The organism is Burkholderia sp. MSMB1835 (assembly GCF_001526365.1).
In the GTDB taxonomy this organism is placed as follows: domain Bacteria; phylum Pseudomonadota; class Gammaproteobacteria; order Burkholderiales; family Burkholderiaceae; genus Burkholderia.
The window spans coordinates 42,843-60,264 of the sequence record NZ_LOYP01000047.1; the positions used below are offsets into that span (position 1 = coordinate 42,843).

The window sequence follows — 17,422 nt, forward strand, 5'->3', positions numbered from 1 at the left end:
CGGGCCGGCCATCCGCGCATCGCCGTTTATCCGCGCGGGGTCCGCAGCACGCGCCCCATCTCCGCGATCGGCATTGCGACGATCGAACTCAGCAACCGCATTTCCCCGGCGTCCGGATGCGCGACGTTCCGCACTTCATCGAGCGTCTGCTCGACGTGACGATCGAGCGGTTCGAGAAAACGCTGCAGTTCAGTGGCGGCCGCTTTCTCCCTGAGCCCCAGCGCCTGACCGAACGCGACCAGCGCCGCCACGTCGATATCGGCGAACCGCGTCGCATGCCCGAGCGGCATCGTCAGCTCGCAGTGCGGCCAGTGATCGCCGCGATGGTCGGGGCGGTGCGTCGGCGTGTGATACGCGACCGTGCTGACGATGTCGTAGAACGGCGCGAGCCGGTAGCCGCGCGCGTCGACGAAGAACGACAGGTTCTTCAGGTGCGCGTCGGCGTTGCCGACCACCACGTTGAACACGGTCCAGCGGAACACCGACAGGCGTGTCAGCGCGCGCGTGCTGGTGCGGTCGATCGCGCGGGCAAGCTCCTGCGCATTGGCCCGCTGGTACTTGAAACCGCGGTCGTAGTTCAGCAGTTGCATCGCGTCGATCGTATGCACGCGCCCGGCCGGTTCCGACGCGACGTCGCGGTCGAACCGGTCGATCACGTAGCAGGCGGACGGCGCGCGCAGGAAATGAACGTCGGGCACGTCGAGCCCCATCTTCTTCGCGAGCCGCATGCAGAAGAACTCGTTGATCGCCGAATGCGGATAGCCGGCCGCGCGCATGTCGGGTTTGAGCAGGTGCATCGACGGCTCGCTGCCGACCGGCTCGAACAGCGCGTAGTCGGGCGCATCGCCGCGCAGCACCAGCAGCAGCTTCTGCTGCGCGCCGGCCGCCGACATGCGCTTGGGCGCGGTGGCCGTCAGCGCGCGCTCGGGCATCGCCTGAATCCGGCGCTCGAGTTCGTCGAGCGGCAGCGGTTGCAGGCCGCCGGCCGCTTCGTGCTCGCCGTCGGCCAGCAGCGTCAGCGCGCCGGCCGATTCGCGGCCGAAGTACGCGAGCAGGCCCCATGCGTCCGCCGTATCGACCTTCGCCTCGCGCGCGAGCGACGTGCGCATGCCTTCCTCCGGCAGCAGGTTGTCGAAGAACCACTGGACCGGGCGATCGGTCGACGTGTCGGTGAAGACGCCGGCGCGAAGCGGGAACGCCGGCGACAGCGGATAGGCGGCGGGCGACGCGAGCCAGTTCGCGTCGTACGCGAACGACCAGATGCCTTTGTCGTCGGTCAGCGTGCCCATGCGCACGCCGTTCGCGGACGCGATCAGCGTTCTAGCCGCCATGGCTGCTCCTGCGGCGTTGCGCGGCCTTCAGCGCGGCGGCTTCGGAAATCTCGATCGACGATTCGGCATACAGCCGCACACCCAGTTCGCCGAGCAGCAGCATGACCTTGCCGATTTGCGCGGTCGGCTTGCCGGCTTCCACCTGACTGATGAATTTCGGCGACAGCCCGGTCGCGTGCGCGAGTTCGTCCCGCGTGAATCCCTGCTGGATCCGCGTCGCGCGAATGAGGTGGGCGAGCGCGCCGATCGTGTCGACAGACCGGGACTCCGACATGACGTTCTCCGTGCTTCGTATCTGATCGGGAACAGTATTGCATAATTCGCGGGCTCGGGCATCGATTCGTATTCGTGCGGGAACGAACCGGGAATCTCGATGCCCGGGACGTCGTTTCGTATCCGATCGGGAACCGAATGTCGTGAAATGATTGCAGAGAGGACATCCGTATCCGATCGGATACGGAGAACGAGGGCGCGCGCCGTGCCTTGGCACGCGTGCTCCGTCGGCCATGCCGGCGAGGAGATCCGAAAGAGGGCTGCGGGCGGCAGTGAGTTGGCCGCCGCCGTCCCGCGCGACGAGCGGCGGCCCGCGATCATTCGGCTAACAGATCCGGCCCGAACACCTCGTAGTGAATCCGCGCCTCGTGGATGCCGAGGTTCTTCAGCGCATCGTGCTGCATCCGCATGAACGGTACCGGGCCGCAGATGTAGTAATCGGCATCGGGCAGGAGGATCGCGCCCTTGATCGCGTTGACGTCGACCAGACCCTTCAGGTCGTAATCCGTTCCTTCGATGTCCCGCGGTAGCGGATCGTCGTAGAACACGACGAGATTGAAGTTCGCATACGTGTTCGCGGTCTCGCGCAGCCGGTCGCGCATCGCATGCACGCCGCTGTTGCGCGCGCCGTGCACGAACACCACCTGCCGCTGCGGATCCTGGATCGCGCGCTTGAGCATGCTGATCATCGGCGTCAGCCCGACGCCGCCGCTGATCAGCACGATCGGTGTTTTCGCATTGACGTCGATGTGGAAGCTGCCGTACGGCGCCGCCACGTTCATCTCGTCGCCGACGCTCACGTGGTCGTGCAGCAGGCACGAGACATAGCCGGGCGGATAGGTGCCGCCGCTTTCGCGCTTCACCGAAATCCGGTACGTATGTCCGTTCGGCATGTCCGACAGGCTGTACTGGCGAATCTGCTGCAGGCCGAGCTCGGGCACGTCGAGCGCGACGCTGATGTACTGGCCCGGCTCGAAGTTCGCGACCGGCTTGCCGTCGGCCGGTTCCAGGATGAACGAGGTGATCACGGTGCTCTCGGGCCGCTTCTCGCGCACGACGAAGCTGCGCCAGCCGGTCCAGCCGCCGAGTTGTCCCGACGACCGTTCGTACAAGCCGCTTTCCATGCCCATCAACACGTCGGCGAGGTTGCCGTAGGCCTGCGCCCACGCGGAGACGATGTCGTCGGTGGCCGCGTCGCCGAGCGTCTCCTTGATCGCCGCGAGCAGGTGTTCGCCGACGATCGGGTAGTGCTCGGGCCGCACGCCCAGGCTCGCATGCTTGTTCGCGATGTTCTTCAGCACGGCCGCGAGGCTGCCCGGGTCCTCGATGTTTTCCGCATAGGCATAGACGGCGCGCGCCAGCGCCTGCTGCTGCTGGCCCTGTTCCTGGTGCGCCATGTTGAACACGTTCTTCAGCTCCGGATGCGCGTCGAACAGGCGCGTATAGAAGCATTTGATGATGTCGTAACCGTGTTGCGCGAGGACGGGGGCCGTGGCCTTGACGATGTCTTTCGTTTTCTGCGTGAGCATGGTCGAACTCCTTCGTAAGGGGGGCGTATCGGGCGGGGCGAGCGTGGGCGGCGGTCGCCGCGGCATGACCGGGCGCGCGGGGCACGATTCGGGTCGTGCGGCACGATCGATCGAACGCATTTTGTCCGGTCGGCGCAAAGCGCGGGCCAAAGCCGACGACGGCCGTTCGCCACGCTGGCGCGGTACGCGCGCAACGCCCCTTTCTACAATTCCGTCCGACTCGCTACACGCGCCGCCGCACCCCGAACGCGGGTCCGGTCTTTGCTCGGTCGAGCGTCGTCGGCGGCGTTCGCGCACCGACACATGACGATGTGCACAGGAGGCGCGCATGGAACCGATGCCGGTCGTACTGCAGTGGCACGACGTTCTCGTCAGGATCCTGCTGGCGCTCGTCGCGGGCGGGCTGATCGGCGTCGATCGCAGCGAATCCGGCAAGACCGCCGGACTGCGCACGACGATCCTCGTCTGTCTCGCCGCGTGCCTGTCGATGCTGCAGGTCAATGCGCTGTTGCTGCAAGCGGGCAAACCGGAGGGCGCGTTCTCGGTGCTCGACCTGATGCGGCTGCCGCTCGGCATCCTGACCGGGATGGGCTTCATCGGCGGCGGCGCGATTCTTCATCGCGACGGCCTCGTGTCCGGCGTGACGACCGCCGCGACGCTGTGGTTCGTGACGGTCATCGGGCTGTGCATCGGCGGCGGCCAGTTGTCGCTCGGTGCGCTCGGGCTGGTGCTGGCGCTGCTGGTCGTCTGGCCGCTGCGGTTGGTCGAGCAGCGCTTGCGGCGCGTCCGGACCGCGCTCGTCACGGTCGAATATCCGCTGGGGTCGGTTGCGCGCGCCCAACTGGGCGAGCAACTGTGCGCCGCGGGTTTCACGTGCCGGACCAAGCGTTTTAGCGAAACGACCGCATGCGCGGTGCGCGAGGAGGAAATGTTCGTGCAGTGGCGCGAAGCGCCCGACGCCGACGCGATGCTGAAGCAACTGATGCGGATCGTCGAATCGGCCGGCCTGACGTCGGTGCGCTGCTCGACGGAGGACTGACCCGCGCGACGGCCGGAACGCGCGATGCTCGTGAAGCAGGCCGCCGTGGGCGGCTTTCCAAGGAGCGAAACATGACACGTGTATCGGAAGTGATGACGCGCGACGCCGCGACCATCGGCCCGACGCAGAGCCTGCGCGAGGCAGCCAGGCTGATGAACGACCTGAACGTCGGCGCGCTGCCGGTGTGCGACGGCACACGGCTGATCGGCATGCTGACGGACCGCGACATCGTCGTGCGCGCGGTGTCGATGGGCGTGCCGCCGGACGAGGCGGTCGAGGGCGTCGTCAGCGGGCCCGCGAACTGGTGTTACGAGGACGACGACGTTTCGGCGGTGCAAAAGAAGATGGAAGACGCGCAGATTCGCCGCGTGCCGGTGGTCGACCGACAGAAGCGGCTGGTCGGCATCGTCGCGCTGGGCGATCTGGCGACGGCCGCGGACGGCGCGATGTCGTCGACGCTCGGCGCGGTGTCGGCGCCGTCGCGCCCGGATCGGTGATCGCCATGGCAGACACGGAGAACGGCATGAACAAAGACAGGGAAACGCGGATCCGCGAGCGGGCGTACCGGCTGTGGCAGGCGGATGGCGCGCCGGACGGCAGCGCCGACGAATACTGGCGGCGGGCCGAGCAGCAACTCGAGGCGGAAGGCGGCAGCGCGGACGGGCTCGCCGGGCAGACGGAGGATTTGCCGGCCGATCAGTCCGCGAAGCGCCGCATCCCCGGCGAGCCGCTGCAGGACGTCGACGCGGTGCCGACCGGCGAGGTCGCGCACGAAAGGCGGCGCTGGCGGTGAGCGTGTCCGGCCGCGACCCGGCGGCAGCCGCGGGACGACGCAGGCGGACCGCGTGCGATTACGGATCCCGCGCGCCGTGCGCGTGGTCGGCCCGACACCATCCGAACAGGGAGAGAGTCATGACCCAGGACACTCGACGAAAGAACCCCGCGTCGCCCGATGCGGCACGCGAGACGGCAGACGCGCCGGACCGGCGCAAGCCGACACCCGACGGCGAATCGAGCGCGCGCCCCGGCCATGCGCCGGGCGGCGGCGAGCTCGACACGATTCCGGACGACCAGGCGCGCAAGGTCGTGCCGGACGATCCGCGCCAGACCGAGGCGCGCGATCCGGCCGGCAAGCCGTGGCCGGACGAGCACGACGCGCCCGACGATTCGGGCAACCGGCCGCGACCGCTGTAGCGGCGCCGCCGCCCGAATCGCCCCGTTCCGTTTCGCCATCCACGCACCGGAGTCCATCATGTCATCAGACGAAGTTTCCGAATCCCGTCGCAAATGGGTGCAGGGCACGACGGCCGGACTGGTCGCCAGCGTCGCCTTGCCGACGATCGCGCAAACGGGCGGCCCGCACGACGCCGGCGATACGGCGCCGCGCGATCCGCGCACGCTCTATCCGCATGCGCCGTTTCCGCAGCAGCACCAGCCGTGGCCGGGGCTCGCGGGCCGCATGACGCCGCGCCCCGATCACGGCGAGCGCAGCTATCGCGGCAGCGGCCGGCTCGACGGCCGCAAGGCGTTGATCACCGGCGGCGACTCGGGCATCGGCCGCGCGGTGGCGATCGCCTGTGCGCGGGAAGGCGCGGACGTCGCGATCGTCTATCTGCCCGACGAGGAGCCCGATGCGCGCGAAGTCGTGGACCTGATCCGCAGCGCGGGCCGCAAGGCGGTGCCGCTGCCGGTCGACATCCGCAGCGAAGGCGCGTGCAACGGGCTCGTCGAGCGGGCGGTCGCCGCGCTCGGCGGGCTCGACATCCTCGTGAACAACGCGGCTCGCCAGCAGAGCCACGAATCGATCCTCGACATCAGCACGGAGCAGTTCGACTGGACGCTGCGCACCAACCTTTACGCGATGTTCTGGATCACGCGGGCCGCGATTGCGCACATGCCGCCCGGTTCGGCGATCGTCAATACGACGTCGGTCAATGCGTACGACCCGTCCGCGAACCTGCTGGACTACGCGATGACGAAAGCGGCGATCGCGAATTTCACGAAGGGGCTCGCGAAGCAGATGATCAAGCGCGGCATCCGCGTGAACGGCGTCGCGCCGGGGCCGTTCTGGACGCCGTTGCAGGTCAGCGGCGGACAGACGACGCACAACGTGGAGACGTTCGGCGAGCAGGTGCCGATGGGGCGGCCGGGACAACCGGCCGAGATCGCGTCGATCTATGTCGAGCTGCTGTCGTCGCGCGCGAGCTACGTGACCGGGCAGATCTATGGTGCGTCGGGCGGCGCTGGGCAACCTTAGTTGGCTGGCGGCGCTGCGCGGTGCGCCGCCGCCGGATACGGCCGGAACCCGCCGCCATCGACGCCGATCGCCGATTCCGCTCGAATCGGCGCCGTATGCGCGAGCAGCGATCTTTATCACCGCAGCAGATAAACGTATCCGAATCGCTTCGTTGACGCCCGCCGGCACGCCCTCGTAGATTCGCGTTTTGACCGAATCAGGAGCCGTGCCGTGACGACTACCGCCATCCGCGACGCCGCAACGCTGTCCACCGGGCAACCCGCCGCGCGGCCGGACGGCTTGGCGCAGCACTTCGACATCGTGCCGTTCGACGCGCCGCTCGGCGCCGAAGTGATCGGCCTCGACCTGTCGAAACCGCTCGATGCCGGCGATTTCGCGCGCATCCATCGTGCGCATCTCGATCACCACGTGCTGGTATTTCGCGATCAGCGCATCACGCCGGACGAGCACATCGCGTTCAGCCGCCGCTTCGGTCCGCTGCAGATTCACGTGCTGCACCAGTTCGCGCTGGCCGGCCACCCGGAAGTGCTGATCGTGTCGAACATCGTCGAGAACGGCAAACCGATCGGGCTCGGCGACGCCGGCCATTTCTGGCATTCCGACCTGTCGTACAAGGAAAAGCCGAGCCTCGGCTCGCTGCTGCACGCGCAGGAGCTGCCGGCGGAAGGCGGCGACACGCTGTTCGCGAACATGCATCTCGCATGGGACACGCTGCCGGCCCATCTGCGCCGCGCGGTCGAAGGGCGGCGCGCGGAGCATACGTATCTCGCGCGCTATGCGGAATTGCAGGCGCGCAGCCCGTGGCGGCCCAACCTGTCGCCCGAGCAGATCGCGCAGGTCGCGGCGGTCGTTCATCCGGTCGTGCGCACGCATCCGGAAACCGGCCGCAAGGCGCTGTTCGTCAGCGAGCATTTCACGACGCGTATCGTCGGGCTGCCCGACGACGAAAGCCGCGCGCTGCTCGACGAATTGTTCGCGCACAGCGTGCGCGCCGAACACCTGTATCGGCACGCATGGCGCGATCACGACCTGGTGTTCTGGGACAACCGTTCGCTGATGCATCTCGCCGCCGGCACGCCCGACCACCTGCGCCGCAAGCTGTACCGCACGACGATCGAAGGCGACGCGCCTTTCTGAGCCGCGCGCCGCGTCGTTCATTTCCGTCCCTTTCCCGACCGGAGTTCCGATGTCGTTTTCGTTTTTGCCGGCGCGCCGCGCGCTGGCGGCCACGCTTACCGCCGCGCTCGCTTTCGCGGGCGCGGCGATCCCGCAAGCCGCGCACGCGGAGGGCCGCATCCGCATCGCCGAGCAGTTCGGCGTCGTCTACCTGATGCTGAACGTCGCGCGCGACCAGCAACTGATCGAGAAGGAAGGGCGCAAGGCCGGCCTCGACATCAAGGTCGACTGGGTGCGGCTGTCGGGCGGCGCGGCCGTGAACGACGCGCTGTTGTCCGGCGCGGTGGACGTCGCGGGCGCGGGCGTCGGCCCGCTCCTGACCGTGTGGGACCGCACGCGCGGCCGGCAGAACGTGAAGGGCGTCGCGTCGCTCGGCAACTTTCCGTACTACCTCGTGAGCAGCAACCCGAACGTGAAGACCATCGCCGACCTGAGCGCGAAGGACCGGATCGCGGTGCCGGCGGTCGGCGTGTCGGTGCAGTCGCGCGTGCTGCAGTACGCGGCCGCGAAGCAGTGGGGCGACAAGCAGTTCGACAAGCTCGACGCCCTCACGCAGGCGATTCCGCATCCCGACGCGACGGCCGCGATTCTCGCGAACAGCAACGTGATCACCGGTCACTTCGGCAATCCGCCGTTCCAGGAGCAGGAGCTCGCCGGCAACCCGAACGCGCACATCGTGCTGAATTCGTATGACGTGCTCGGCGGCCCGAGCTCCGCGACGGTGCTGTACGCGACCGAGAAATTTCGCGACGACAACCCGAAGACCTACCGCGCGTTCGTCGCCGCGCTGGCCGATGCCGCTCGACAGATCGCGGCCGATCCGGAGCGGGCGGCCGATACCTATATTCGCGTGAACGCGTCGAAGATCGATCGCGCGCTGCTGCTGAAGATCCTGCGCAATCCGCAGGTGCAGTTCAAGACCGCGCCGCAGAATACGCTGCCGCTCGCGCAGTTCATGCATCGCACCGGCGCGATCCGCAACGAACCGAAATCGTGGCGCGACTACTTCTTCGACGATCCCGCGACGGCCGGCGGCAGTTGAGCGGCGCCGATGCTGCGACGCCGCGATCGACGCTTATGCGTCGGCGCGGTTTCGATATGCTCAATCGATGGTTGGTCCGCACGACGCCCGGCCGTATGTTGATGCTTTGCCCGCAAGAGATTCGATCGTGAACGCCACTTCTCCCCGAACCTGGTTGCCGCCGTACGCGGCGCGTGACGGCGCGTCGCCGGCCGCATCCGCCGCGCTCGACACACGTGCCGCCGGGCGGCCCGCAGCGAACGCCGCGCCCGCCGGTGCGCACAGCGAACGCCTGCTCGCCATCGACGAGGTCAGCCTCGAATACCGCAGCGGCGCGCGAATCGTTCGCGCGACACATCGGGTGAGCTTCGACGTGTACGGCAGCGACCGCTTCGTGCTGCTCGGCCCGTCGGGGTGCGGGAAGTCGACGCTGCTGAAGGCGATCGCCGGCTTCATCGAGCCCGTCTCGGGTTCGATCGCGCTCGACGGCCGGCCGGTACGCGGGCCGGGGCCGGACCGCATCGTCGTGTTCCAGGAATTCGACCAGTTGCCGCCGTGGAAGACGGTCGTCGAGAACGTCGCGTTTCCGTTGCGCGCCGCCGCGAAGCTGTCGCGCGCCGAAGCACGCGAGCGCGCGCTGCACTATCTCGACAAGGTCGGCCTCGGCACGTTTGCGGACGCCTATCCGCATACGCTGTCGGGTGGCATGAAACAGCGCGTCGCGATTGCACGGGCGCTGGCGATGCAGCCGCGCGTATTACTGATGGACGAGCCGTTCGCCGCGCTCGACGCGCTCACGCGCCGCAAGATGCAGGAGGAACTGCTGCGGCTGTGGGACGAATTCCGCTTCACGCTGCTGTTCGTCACGCACTCGATCGAGGAGGCGCTCGTGGTCGGCAACCGGATTCTGCTGCTGTCGCCGCATCCGGGCCGCGTGCGCGCCGAGCTCAACAGTCACGAGCATTCGCTCGACGACATCGACACCGGCGACTTCCGCGACAACGTCGCGCGGATCCATCGCCTGCTGTTCGACACCGACGCACCCCACGCACCGACGACGGAGGACGTCGCATCGTGAGTACGCTCGATCCCCTCCTGCCGCCGCTGCCGCCCGTGCGCGCCGAATACACGCGTCCGCTCGACGCGCTGCCCGACGCCGAGCGCGCGGCGCCGGCGCCGCTCATGCGCCGTATCGGCGGCGCCGCGTGGTTTCGCCGCAGCCTCATCGCGCTCGTGCTGATCGCCGCATGGGAGATCGTCGCGCGCATCGTCGCGAACGATCTGCTCGTCCCGACTTTCGGCGCGACGCTGGCCGCGTTCGTGCAAGGCATCGAGTCGGGCGAACTGCTGGTCAAGACCGGCATCTCGATGTCGGTGCTGCTGCGCGGCTATGCGCTGGGCGTGCTGCTGGCGTTCGCGCTGACGTCGCTTGCGGTATCCACGCGCATCGGTCGCGATCTGCTCACGATGCTCACGTCGATGTTCAATCCGCTGCCGTCGATCGCGTTGCTGCCGATCGCGCTGCTGTGGTTCGGGCTCGGCACCGGCAGCCTGCTGTTCGTGCTCGTGCATGCGGTGCTGTGGCCGCTCGCGCTCAGCATGTATACCGGTTTTGCCGGCGTGCCCGCCACGCTGAAAATGGCCGGGCGCAACTACGGGCTCACGGGGCTGCGCCAGATCGCGCTGATCCTCGTGCCGGCCGCGCTGCCGTCGATCCTGTCCGGCTTGCGCGTCGGCTGGGCTTTCGCATGGCGCACGCTGATCGCGGCCGAACTCGTGTTCGGCGCGAGCGCGGGGCAGGGCGGCCTCGGCTGGTACATCTTCCAGAACCGCAACGAGCTGTATACGGATCGCGTGTTCGCGGGTCTGGCGGCCGTCATCGTGATCGGGCTGCTGATCGAGAACCTCGTGTTCGATACGCTCGAACGCGCGACCGTGCGGCGCTGGGGCATCCAGCACTGACGGGCCCGGCGCATGCATCACGCAACCTGAAACCGGCTTCTCACGTGCGCCAGGGGGGCCCGTCCCTATACGGCGAGGAAAACGGGAATCGGTCGTGGTCGAACGCATGTTGCGTACGGGAGCCGCGCAGGAAAGCAAGCATTTTCGGCAACCGGGCGCGGCGCGGCAAACAACGATTGCAGCCTTGCGCATCGTGCTTGTCGCGCCGCGCCCGATGCGGGTGCCGTCAGAACTTCACGCGCAGCCCGCTGACGAACGCAAGCTGGCGGTTCGTCGACGACGCGCTGCCGATGTTCGAGATCGCCGCGATCTTGCGATAGCCGCCCGACGTCGCGGTGCTCGCATCGCCGGCCGCGAGCTGGTAGATCCCCGACACGTAGATATCGGTGCGCTTCGACAACGCATAGTCGAACCCGAGCGTGAACTGGTGCCAGCGCGGCTTCAGCGTCTGGCCGCGCGTGCCCGGCAAGCCGCTCGCGCGTCCGTCGGTAAACGTATAGACGCCGATCAGCGTCGCCGCCGGCGTGATCTGGTAGCGCGCGTTCACGTCGTAGTTGTTGAACTTGCGCGACGAGCCGTCGAGATAGTCGAGCTGCGTGTGGCTCCATGCGAAGCCGAGCGTCGTGCGGCCGAGCGCGTAGTTCGCGCCCGCCGCGCCGATCTGCTGCTTCAGTACGCCGCCGTTCAGCCCGTAGAAGAACGCGCCGCTGTAGTCGTTGCCGGTGGTCGAGGTCGCGCCGCCCACCGCGCCGCTCGTATTCGACGTCGCATTCGGATGGTTGAATCGCACATAACCGCCGCCGATCGACAGCGGGCCGTTCACGTAGTTCGCCGATGCGCCCCACGCGTTGTTGTTCGAGAATCCGGTGCCCGCGCCGCCATTGGCCTGGTTGCTGAATGCATAAAGCAGGTCGGCCGTGAAGCCGGCGATCGCGTCGCTGCGGAACTTCACCGCGTTGTTCAGCCGGAAGCTCTGGTTCATGTTGTCGTTGTCGCCCACGTGCGTGGCCGGCGACCAGAAACCCGCCCCCGAGTACTGCGCGACGAGATCGGTGATCGGCTCGTACTGACGGCCGAACGTCAGCGTGCCGAGGCCTTGCTTGCCGAGGCCCACGTACGCGGACCGGCCGAACAGGCGGCCGCCCTGGCCGAGCCCGCCGTCGCTCGGCCGGAACCCGCTTTCCAGCGTGAAGACCGCCTGCAGGCCGCCGCCGAGATCTTCCGCGCCTTTCAGGCCCCAGCGGCTGCCGCTCAGCTTGCCGCTCGTCTGCTGGATGTTGCTCGCGCCGCCCTGGTTGTTCGTATACGCGATGCCGGCGTCGACCACGCCGTACAACGTCACCGAACTCTGCGCATGCGCGCTGACCGAACCGATCGAAACCAAACCCAGCGCCACCGTTTTTTTGATCATGACCATCCTCTGTTGTTATCGATACGTTTGTGAGGATCACGATGCTATTGACGACGAACGCGCCGGCGAACGGCCGATCCGTGGTTTGTAAATCGCTGCGCGGCCGATTTGTAATGTGCGTTGCCGTCGGCCCGGCAGGTGCGCCGCGATCGCGTCCGGCACGCCTGCTGCGGCGAACGCATCGCGCGGACCGCGAACGTTGCGTGCCGAAAATGCACGTGCGCGGTCATATCGATCGATGAAATCGTTCGATGTACGCAACACCCGTCGTTCTCGTGGCGATGCGTTTACGCAACGCTCCGCTAGGCGAGGGCCGACCGATGCGCTACGCACGTTCGCATATCGATTCCGCACAGCGTTGGTAGGGCGGGAGCGGGCCTGTTTGCCCGCATCGGCGTGTTGAACGGCCCGGCCCGTGTCGCGCCGTTGTGGGATGCGTCGTTCGATCCGCTGGTTGCGGCGAGGTGACGCGAGGAAACGGGAAGCGCTTGCCGACCAGCGGCGACGCGGGTTTCGTCGGAAGGTTCGGGCGACCGGATCAGGAGAACGTCGTCGCGACCATGATGCCGAACACCACGCCGAGCGCGATTCCGCAGAGCCGGCCGTAGATCGATGCGCGGAGATTGTCGTCGAGCTCGAAGGGCGAGCGCTTGTGCTTCCATACCGTGCTGAATGCGACCGGACGGGTCAGCAGCGCAACGCACGCGATCAGCACGGGCGTGGCGACGAGCATCGCGACGCGCGGGCCGTTCCAGTCGACACCGTGCATGGCCAGCGAAACCAGCACGGCAATCGGCACCTCGATGCACAGGCCCAGCAGCGAGCCGTTGACGAAGGAATCTCCCGGAGTCTGGAACATGATCGGTCCTGGGGTGCTGATGAAAGCGGTGCCGGGCGGGCGTCCAATAGAGAACGATCGATAGCCGATGCCCGACGATCGGTCGATCGTGTTCGACGTGAGTCGACATGACGGCGGATGTTAAGGGAAATCGTCGGCCCGTTGTCGGTCATTCAAGTTATTTGACAAATGTTCCCGGGTGGAGGGCTTTTATGTCGCGCGGGCAAAGTGTAAGGTTCGGCAAGTGACCGCGGCGTCGTAGCGGCATGCCGCCGACGGCCGGCCGTCTTCCTGTCGCGTTCGTGGGTTGAGGTCGCGCGCAAGCGGCATATTGCCCGCAGCCCGCGACCGCAAGCACCGGTACGGGTGAATCGCGTGGTGGTGGCCGATACCGGAAATGGCGACCGCAATACGTCGTCGTGCCGACGGCGCCCAAAATAAAACTCGATCGTATATAGAAACCGAATCACCGGAATTCCATGCGGGGATAAATTGACAAGCGATCAATTCGGGCTCGACGTTGCATACAACGCCTACCTTCGTGAGAAGTCCGCGAGCACCGGACTCGCGCTGGGCCGCGCGCTCAGGTTGTCGGGCCACGCGGAGGAAGCGATTCGACTGACGAAGGAGCTTGCGGATCGCATTGAAGCGCCATTCTTTCGCGCGCAGATCGGCATCGACATGAACTATCTCGGCCTTTTTTCGCAGGCCGAAACGCTATTGACTCAGGCCGTCGCCGAACTTGATCACGAGCCCGATCTCAGAATCGTGCAGGTCGAACTCGCGATCTCGCAATACGCTCAAGGTCGTTTTCGCGAAGCCCACGCCCTGAGCCGACGGCTGCGCGATACCTGGAGCCGAGCCGGTATCGTTTCCAACATCTATCGAAGCGATACCGTCGAGTACGAAAAAATCGTCGGCAAGCTTCTGCGATTCGACGAATCGGTCGCGGGAAAGCGTGTCCTCGTCGTTCAGGAGGGCGGACTGGGCGACGTGATCATGTTTTCTCGGTACTTGCATCTCTTGCGGGACGAAGGGGCACAGGCTGTCGTGTTGCAGGCGCCTAACACGCTGGCGGCGATATTTTCCGCATGGGATTGGATCACCGTCGTAGAAGATGCCCGCAGTGCAATCGACCAAAGTGATTGCGTCATCTGTACCTTCGACCTCTTCGTGCGCTATCAGGCGACGCCATACTTTCCCAGCTACACCGATTCCTACTTGCAGGCACCGGCCGGACGGGAAATGACGGCGCGGGTTGCCGACATTTTCAAAAATCGACGCCACGGCGTTCGCGAGATAGGCCTGATCTGGCGTAGCGGTACCTCGGTGCGCCACGAGCCCTATCGATCAATCTCGCTGGCGCAACTTGCGCCGTTGTTCGGGGCGCCCGAGAGCCGCTTCCATGCGCTGCAGTTCGGCAAGATCACCGACGACGAATATGCAGTGCTCGATAAACATGGCATTGGCGTCATCAGTGACGAGCTGAGCGATTTCGGCGACACGGCCGTCATTCTCGATGCGCTCGATTTGTTGATCACGGTGGATACGGGGCCTGCCCATCTCGCCGGCGCGCTCGGACGGCCAGTGTGGGTACTGCTGTCGGCGGCGTGCGACGAGCGTTGGTCCAACTGCCATCGAGACACGCCGTGGTACAGGTCGATGCAGTTGTATCGGCAAGCCACATTGGGCGACTGGAGCAGGCCGATATCGGAGATGGCGCAGGCGTTGTCCGGCGACGATGCAATCGGGTAGGCGCTACCGTCCGCCTCCATCGTCAGCGCGCATTCGTTCGAGCGGGCGGCGATTCGCCCGGATGCGCCCGATCGTGACGTTGCGGTCGCCGCGGCGGATACACGCCGCGCGCGTCCGTCACACGGCGAAGATCCGGCGCTGGTAGTCGAGGATCAGGCGATCGATGTCCTGATCGGAGCGTCGCGGCTGGCTTTTCGGTTCGAGCCAGAGCCACCGCATCATCCGGTAGCGCGCCTCGACGCACATCAGCCATGCGTCCCAGTCCGACCAGTGTCGCAGCAACGGGATGTTGCGAATGTCCCGCAGCCCGTCGCGGATCTCGTACACGTTGAAGTACTTGCTCGCGCGCTGACTCAATTCATCGAATGCGCGGGCGGCTTGCTCCGGGTCGGCAAGCAGGAAGTCGTGGATTTCGACGATGACGTGACTGCCGGAGAGTTGCTCCAGCAACGCGTCGTCGAACAGGTCGAACTCGGCGCCTTCGATATCGCACAGGATGACCCGCTCGGCCGGCTCGCCGCCGTGCTCCGACAGGATCGCGGGCAGGTTGCGATCGGCCTTGCCGTAGACGGCGACGCGGTCCGCCAGCCCCATTTCCGCGGCGCGGTGCTGGATCGCGTGGCGGCGTTGCTCGTCCATCTCGAAGCACAGGCTGCGCGCAAAGACGTTGTTCCTGACCAGGCCGATGCCGAAAATGCCGTCGGCGGCGCCGAGATCGACCAGCACCTTTTCAGGCGATCCGAGCGCTTCCAGGATCGCGCAAACGGCGATCTCGTAGGTGCCGAGCAGATAGCCGCCGACCGCGACTTCCGCCCAATGACTGAAGCCGATCGGAAACCCGCGCAGGATGCCGTACTGGACGATCGAGCCCGTCTGTTCGCGCAGCAACTGCGATAGATAGTGCAGGCGAAGATTCGCGGCCTGGATCGAGCTTTGGTTGAAATATTGCGCGTGGTCCATTTTTATCGTTCTCTCGGGGTGAAGAAGCGCGTAGGGAAGGGCGGCGATGGCGGGACGCTCCGGCGTGGTCCTGCCTGGGACCAGAATATAACGCGTTGGCGACTCGTTCAGGAAGCCGGCTTCCCGGGTAGCGGCGGCGACGTCGACGTCGCATCGGTTGACGCTTGCCGGCCGCAGGTTTCGCCGGGATGTTCGGGGCGCGGCAGCCCGATTCGGCTATTGCCACAGGCGCCGGTGAACGACAGGGAACGATGGCGAGCCGACCTGCGCGAGTTGGCCGCCAAATGAACGTCAGTGTGGATCGGCGTACGACAGGCGCGCAGAACGATTTGATCATGCTCGTCCGCCGTGAAAAACTTGTAGTGTCACCAGCGTAACGGGTACGGCATGACACTGATGACCAATCCAGCGCCTACATACGAACAAGTGTGGAACTGGAGCAGGGGTATGTCAGGAAGGACCTGGCTAGTCATCCGTATTCCGAAGATCGACTGATCTGTGCGACGTTCTCTCGTTGGAACGGCAGCATCTACTGCCGCTGGGACGAATCATCGAACGCTTGGGTGCCGAATGGGACAATTATGTGCGATCCGGACACCAGCAACATTGGCTGGGATATGTCGAAAGATGCGAATAAGGATAAGACCGTAGAAGAATTGCACAAACGCGACAACGACACGTACAAAAGTGGGAAGTCAGGTCGTTCCGATGAACATGCTTGGATCTATTCGGGTATCTGTCATGCATACCACATGGCCAACAATTAAGAGAGCATTGTGTGGAGTGGTCGTCGGCGCTTTCAGTGTCGTCGCGACTGGACAAACAACGGAACCGCAGTTTGTACAACTGGGCGCGGGACCGATTGTGCAGGAACATGCACGCCGGCTGGTGGTGACCGACGCCCGGCATGGCAAGGTGCGGACCCTGGAGGTTCCTGGCGCGATACGGCGTGCATTGATGGCGTCATCGAGCGTCGCATTTCCCGCGGCGCGCTCCCGAGTGATCGATGGCCATGAATTCCTCATGGTGGTGATCAATCAATCGTCCAGCGACAATCCAATTGGCTACTGCGGGGCCGGCGAGGAAGGAACGCTTTACGTACTGCGCCTAGATGGCAAACGTGCAGAACCCATCTACTCGACGCTGGTGCAGAGCTGCATCAACAACATCGACTTGTTCACCGATTCGGGGAACAAATCTCCCTATCTTGCGATCGCGTGGACCGAGGGAGGAGACGGCTTCCGTATTCACTGGGCGAATTACGCGAAACCAGAACCTCTTACTCGGCAGTATCGCTATACGAATGGCAACTTCATCGTTGATAGCGAATTACCCGACTGACCGGGGACTCCTTCAGCACATTGGTTTGGATGGGATATTTCCGGCCGTACATTACGCGTCGGCCGCTGAAGGACCGGCGAGATCGTCTTGTCGGTCGCAAACAATTCGCGAAGCCGATTGACCAGTGAGTACACGCAGCTGCGCGGGATTCGTATGCGAGCCTTGATCTGCTGTCGATGAGACGCAAGAAAACGGCTACACCGGCCACATACCAGTTCCGACGTTAGTATCCGTTGAACCGGAATTTCATCGTATCCGCAAGATAAGCTTCAAGTGCCGTGATAGTCGATCCATGCGCCATTTGAAAAGGGACCTCAGCGGTGTCGCCGACCGGCGATACCGCCTGAAAGATCGAATCGATCCGATTAAGTTTCGGCGGGAGAAATGTGTCCCGGTAGTCGGTCTCGGGCCGACAGCCTATATTTAACATAATGCAAATTATCAATTTAAAAGGTGTAAGAGCAAAGTTGTAATGTCGTATCTGGGCAAAGTTGAAATGTCGTAGTTCGAGGGTTTCGGCGCATGCTGG

Annotated in this window: 19 protein-coding genes; 12 read left to right on the plus strand and 7 right to left on the minus strand. The window is 65.4% G+C overall.

Translation table 11 applies throughout. The features are described from left to right. Positions 1 to 26: 26 nt before the first annotated feature. The 3 genes from WS96_RS21020 to hmpA form a co-directional block, all read right to left on the minus strand. On the minus strand, positions 27 to 1,331 hold the full coding sequence (locus WS96_RS21020; RefSeq protein ID WP_059835072.1) for a HipA domain-containing protein: 1,305 nt from the start codon (positions 1,329 to 1,331) through the stop codon (positions 27 to 29). Continuing rightward, complete coding sequence (locus WS96_RS21025) at positions 1,321 to 1,605, minus strand: helix-turn-helix domain-containing protein (protein ID WP_059835074.1); 285 nt, start codon at positions 1,603 to 1,605, stop codon at positions 1,321 to 1,323. Before WS96_RS21025 ends, WS96_RS21020 begins: the two co-directional genes overlap by 11 nt. Before the next feature lie 316 nt (positions 1,606 to 1,921). Beyond that, complete coding sequence (gene hmpA, locus WS96_RS21030) at positions 1,922 to 3,133, minus strand: NO-inducible flavohemoprotein (RefSeq protein WP_059835077.1); 1,212 nt, start codon at positions 3,131 to 3,133, stop codon at positions 1,922 to 1,924. A 328-nt stretch (positions 3,134 to 3,461) separates the two neighbouring features. Here hmpA and WS96_RS21035 point away from each other — a divergent pair, with 328 nt between their 5' ends. The 9 genes from WS96_RS21035 (at position 3,462) to WS96_RS21075 (ending at position 10,588) form a co-directional block, all read left to right on the plus strand. After that, complete coding sequence (locus WS96_RS21035) at positions 3,462 to 4,172, plus strand: MgtC/SapB family protein (protein WP_034209176.1); 711 nt, start codon at positions 3,462 to 3,464, stop codon at positions 4,170 to 4,172. 71 nt (positions 4,173 to 4,243) lie between these two features. Continuing rightward, positions 4,244 to 4,669, plus strand: coding sequence for a CBS domain-containing protein (locus WS96_RS21040; protein WP_059835079.1), 426 nt, complete (start codon positions 4,244 to 4,246; stop codon positions 4,667 to 4,669). 26 nt (positions 4,670 to 4,695) lie between these two features. Continuing rightward, positions 4,696 to 4,965, plus strand: a complete 270-nt coding sequence (locus tag WS96_RS21045; RefSeq protein ID WP_179949966.1) for a DUF2934 domain-containing protein — start codon at positions 4,696 to 4,698, stop codon at positions 4,963 to 4,965. A 119-nt stretch (positions 4,966 to 5,084) separates the two neighbouring features. After that, entirely contained in the window at positions 5,085 to 5,366 is a 282-nt protein-coding gene (locus WS96_RS21050) for a hypothetical protein (protein ID WP_059835082.1), read from the plus strand. A gap of 58 nt (positions 5,367 to 5,424) precedes the next feature. Then, positions 5,425 to 6,429 (plus strand): SDR family oxidoreductase, encoded by a 1,005-nt coding sequence (locus WS96_RS21055; protein WP_059835083.1) that lies wholly within the window; start codon positions 5,425 to 5,427, stop codon positions 6,427 to 6,429. A 210-nt stretch (positions 6,430 to 6,639) separates the two neighbouring features. Then, positions 6,640 to 7,566, plus strand: a complete 927-nt coding sequence (locus tag WS96_RS21060) for a TauD/TfdA dioxygenase family protein (protein WP_059835085.1) — start codon at positions 6,640 to 6,642, stop codon at positions 7,564 to 7,566. Positions 7,567 to 7,615: 49 nt separating this feature from the next. Next, positions 7,616 to 8,647, plus strand: coding sequence for an ABC transporter substrate-binding protein (locus tag WS96_RS21065; protein ID WP_059794265.1), 1,032 nt, complete (start codon positions 7,616 to 7,618; stop codon positions 8,645 to 8,647). A 67-nt stretch (positions 8,648 to 8,714) separates the two neighbouring features. Then, a complete protein-coding gene (locus WS96_RS21070; protein WP_059835087.1) occupies positions 8,715 to 9,704 on the plus strand; it encodes an ABC transporter ATP-binding protein in 990 nt (329 codons plus the stop codon). Beyond that, positions 9,701 to 10,588, plus strand: a complete 888-nt coding sequence (locus WS96_RS21075) for an ABC transporter permease (protein ID WP_059835089.1) — start codon at positions 9,701 to 9,703, stop codon at positions 10,586 to 10,588. The genes WS96_RS21070 and WS96_RS21075 overlap by 4 nt, the downstream gene beginning before the upstream one ends. A gap of 226 nt (positions 10,589 to 10,814) precedes the next feature. Here WS96_RS21075 and WS96_RS21080 read toward each other — a convergent pair whose 3' ends face one another. Continuing rightward, positions 10,815 to 11,999 carry a porin gene (locus tag WS96_RS21080; protein ID WP_034209485.1) on the minus strand — a complete coding sequence of 395 codons (1,185 nt, stop codon included), beginning with the start codon at positions 11,997 to 11,999 and terminating at the stop codon, positions 10,815 to 10,817. A gap of 538 nt (positions 12,000 to 12,537) precedes the next feature. Next, positions 12,538 to 12,858: a hypothetical protein gene (locus WS96_RS21085; RefSeq protein WP_059827280.1), complete on the minus strand. Its 321-nt coding sequence runs from the start codon at positions 12,856 to 12,858 to the stop codon at positions 12,538 to 12,540. A 471-nt stretch (positions 12,859 to 13,329) separates the two neighbouring features. Between WS96_RS21085 and WS96_RS21090 the strand changes: the two genes are divergently transcribed. After that, positions 13,330 to 14,592: a glycosyltransferase family 9 protein gene (locus tag WS96_RS21090; protein ID WP_059835091.1), complete on the plus strand. Its 1,263-nt coding sequence runs from the start codon at positions 13,330 to 13,332 to the stop codon at positions 14,590 to 14,592. A 117-nt stretch (positions 14,593 to 14,709) separates the two neighbouring features. Here WS96_RS21090 and WS96_RS21095 read toward each other — a convergent pair whose 3' ends face one another. Beyond that, the gene (locus WS96_RS21095; protein WP_059835093.1) at positions 14,710 to 15,552 is read right to left on the minus strand and encodes a hypothetical protein; all 843 of its coding nucleotides are present in this window, start codon (positions 15,550 to 15,552) and stop codon (positions 14,710 to 14,712) included. Positions 15,553 to 15,980: 428 nt separating this feature from the next. Between WS96_RS21095 and WS96_RS33780 the strand changes: the two genes are divergently transcribed. Both WS96_RS33780 and WS96_RS33785 read left to right on the plus strand, forming a co-directional pair. Further along, positions 15,981 to 16,319: a hypothetical protein gene (locus WS96_RS33780; protein WP_156443672.1), complete on the plus strand. Its 339-nt coding sequence runs from the start codon at positions 15,981 to 15,983 to the stop codon at positions 16,317 to 16,319. Then, the gene (locus tag WS96_RS33785; RefSeq protein ID WP_156443673.1) at positions 16,294 to 16,893 is read left to right on the plus strand and encodes a hypothetical protein; all 600 of its coding nucleotides are present in this window, start codon (positions 16,294 to 16,296) and stop codon (positions 16,891 to 16,893) included. The genes WS96_RS33780 and WS96_RS33785 overlap by 26 nt, the downstream gene beginning before the upstream one ends. 223 nt (positions 16,894 to 17,116) lie before the next feature. On the opposite strand, the gene WS96_RS34255 is transcribed toward WS96_RS33785, so the two are convergent. Then, on the minus strand, positions 17,117 to 17,422 hold a 306-nt coding region (locus tag WS96_RS34255; RefSeq protein WP_156443674.1), incomplete at its 5' end, for a hypothetical protein.